This window comes from Tunicatimonas sp. (assembly GCF_049647865.1).
Taxonomy (GTDB): Bacteria; Bacteroidota; Bacteroidia; order Cytophagales; family Cyclobacteriaceae; genus Tunicatimonas.
In genome coordinates this window covers 1-3,289 of record NZ_JBARYM010000787.1, presented here as the reverse complement: position 1 = coordinate 3,289, position 3,289 = coordinate 1, and the positions used below count along the sequence as shown (strand labels likewise).

General features: G+C 44.9%; 3 protein-coding genes. All 3 read left to right on the top strand.

From position 1 onward, the window contains the following. Positions 1-31 precede the first annotated feature (31 nt). On the top strand, positions 32-1,534 hold the full coding sequence (locus WBA23_RS22865; RefSeq protein ID WP_424584596.1) for an SLC13 family permease: 1,503 nt from the start codon (positions 32-34) through the stop codon (positions 1,532-1,534). Between the two features lie 165 nt (positions 1,535-1,699). Continuing rightward, the gene (locus tag WBA23_RS22860; protein ID WP_424584595.1) at positions 1,700-2,503 is read left to right on the top strand and encodes a hypothetical protein; all 804 of its coding nucleotides are present in this window, start codon (positions 1,700-1,702) and stop codon (positions 2,501-2,503) included. A gap of 310 nt (positions 2,504-2,813) precedes the next feature. Next, a partial coding sequence (locus tag WBA23_RS22855; RefSeq protein WP_424584594.1) for an ABC transporter permease occupies positions 2,814-3,289 on the top strand: 476 nt, incomplete at its 3' end.

Below are 3,289 nucleotides of genomic sequence, written 5' to 3'. Positions count from 1 at the left end.
CTATATTGCTAAGCAATACACCACCTAAATTATGTCTACGCAGAAAATAGCAGGATTATCCGCCGGGATTCTTCTGTTTTTGCTGATTTTACTGATGCCTACCCCCGAAGGCATGACTATTACGGCTCAGCGTGCCGCCGCGGTAGCTTTACTGATGGCAGCCTGGTGGGTAACCGAAGCAATCCCTATCTACGTTACGGCTTTTGTGCCGGTAGCATTGTTTCCATTGTTGGGTATTCTCTCTGCCGACCAAACGACCCATAATTACGGCAATAACTACGTGCTGATGCTATTGGCAGGGTTCTTTATCGCTAAGGCTATTGAGCTGCAAAATCTGCATAAGCGTATTGCCCTAGAGATCATTAAACTATTTGGCACCAGTTACCGGCGCATTATTCTTAGTTTTATGGTGGCTACGGCCGTTCTTTCTATGTGGATTACTAACGTGGCGGTAGTACTTCTGATGCTGCCGATTGCCCTGGCCCTTATTAAGCAAAACGAAGAACGACGAGCTACTGACACTTCAGATAATTTCAATCTGGCACTTATGCTGGGCATTGCTTATGCGGCTAGCATTGGGGGCACTGCTACGCTGATCGGTACTCCGCCTAATCTAGTGTTAGTAGGTATTATTGAAAAACTCTTTCCTGGTGCGCCTGAGATTAGTTTTTTCGACTGGATGCGGGTGGGCATTCCTCTGGTGCTGATCTTTCTTCCGGTCATCTGGCTGTATCTCATTCGCTACTTCCGCATTCAAGGTAATTTCCCTAACGGGCGGGACGTGATCATCAGAGAGTTGCAATCATTAGGGAATATGCAGTCGGGCGAACAGCGAGTACTGGTCATCTTTATACTGGTGGCATTGGGATGGATTTTTCGGCGTGATCTAGTGATTGGCAACATCGTGATTCCGGGTTGGAGTGCCCTTTTAGGCGAATATGCCTCCTATGCCCACGATAGCACAGTGGCTATGATCGGCGCACTGCTATTATTCATGATTCCTTCGGGAAAGTGGGCTAACTCGGCTCCGCTGCTCAACTGGAAATCTGCCAAGACAATTCCCTGGGGAGTGACCATGATTGTCGGTGGCGGCTACGCCATTGCCGAAAGTTTTCAGGTAACCGGATTAGCTGATTGGATTGGCCAGCAGTTGGTTTTTATCAATCAGTTCCCTATGCTCATAATTCTGCTCTTGGTAGTGAGCCTCATGATTTTCCTTACTGAAATCAACTCCAATACCGCAACGGCCAATATTTTTCTGCCGGTGTTAGCGGCATTGGCCATCGCCAGCCAAATCAACCCTCTGCTGCTGATGATACCGACTACGTTTGCTTGCTCTTTTGCCTTTATGTTGCCCTCCGGTACCGGCACCAACGCGGTCATTTTTGCCAGCGAACGAGTATCACTCACGCAGATGGCACGCTGCGGATTGTGGCTGAACCTGATCTGTGTGGTTCTACTTACCATTACCTTATTTTTGATTGTGGTTCCCCTCATGGATCTTCAACCCCAATTGCCCGATTGGGCTCAATAAATTTTAGTGAGGAAATATTTGTGTTCTACCCCATATAATGATCACCTAAAATTGCGCTATTACGTATATTAGAGGAAACTATTGAAGTATATGGTTGGGCTTAACTGCCTTACTCAGGATACCTTTCAATGGCATAAAAAATAAGCTCAGTGAGCACCAAAAACGATGAAAAAAGTCATTTACTATCTTTTCGCTGTTGGTATAGTATTGCTGTTCACCACCTCCTGCGAAGAAGATGAATGGGAAGCCAATCAGTACGCCATAAAGTCAGTGGTTTCAAATGGACGCACAACTTCGGTGTACAAGTACAACCAACAGGGAAATATCGCCGAATGGCAGAGCCTCTCTCACTATGTTCGATACCTATATGATAACGAAGGTCATCTGATCAAAACCGAATCAGCCATAGACCCGGCAACGCTCTCTTCGGGAGTGTTTATTAAGAAAACCGAGTTGATGACTTCTGAAAACCCTATTATCACCAGCTATCAAACTTTTAGCTATGATGCGGAAAGCAGGTTATCTGAGATAGAACATTATACTGAACAGGGCAGTGATTTTGTGATTAATTCCAAGCAGAGCTTTGACTATGATGGTGAATACATCAGCAGAAAAAATATTCACGATGGGGAGGGGCGAATCACCCAGTTTCACACCTACGAATACGATGATCGGGGAAACGTAATAGAAGAGAAGTACTACACTTACTCACTCGCTGATGAGCCAACGTTACTGAGTGAGTTCGCTTACGAGTATGATGACAAAAATAATCCGTTTCTTGTATTTAGAGCCTTGGGCAACCCTGGTTTGTACACCAATTCCAACAACATTATAGGAGGTTACACAATATCGTACCACCATGTCCACGATATTCACCGCAATGAGGTGGAGACCAACTATTTTTATAACCAGCATAATTATCCAGTTAAGGTAGTAAACGGAGACAGCGAGTTTGAGTACACCTACTGAAACTAGAAGGCATTTTGTATTAACATTTTTTAACCAGCTTTAACATTTCGTTAGCACATCTCCTCTTCGGAATTGACTACTTTCGTACTGACTCAAATAACTGTCAATTCAAGATGTTTTTACGAAACAGGTATGAAAAAGCTGTTGCTCATTTTTATTATCGTTACCCTGATGACTTGCCTGTTAGCAGTTGCTTGAATGATTAATGCTGAGAGCGGAGAGCTTGGTACGGGGAGTTCATACACCTAGCCCCTCGTGCCAAGTTTCCTGCCTTATCCATTATCTAAACCCCAAACCCCAGAACCCAGCTATGCTAAAGAATTACCTAAAAATCAGTCTGAGAAGTTTTAAGAAAAACTTTCTGTACGCCTCCCTGAATGTGCTGGGTTTGACTATTGGGTTTACTGCGGTTATTTTTATTCTGATTTACCTGCACTACGAAACCAGCTTTGAAAGCTTTCACAATCAGTCTGAGCGGATTTACCGGGCATCCTACCAATATGAGTCGGGCGGAGAATACGATGTGCATTGGGCGCGGGTGCCAGTAGATTATGTGAATGAGTTGCCCAACGATATACCGGAAATAGAAAAGCTGGTGCGGTTCCAGAACCATGAACGTAAATACATCCGCGTAGAAGATGAAAAATTTCGGCCCAAGCATGCTTACGTAACCGATCCGGAGGTATTTCAGGTCTTTGATTTCCCACTTATTGCCGGGAACCCTGAGACGGCTCTAGTACAGCTCCGCTCGGTGGTGCTGACCGAAACGATAGCTCGTCGTTACTT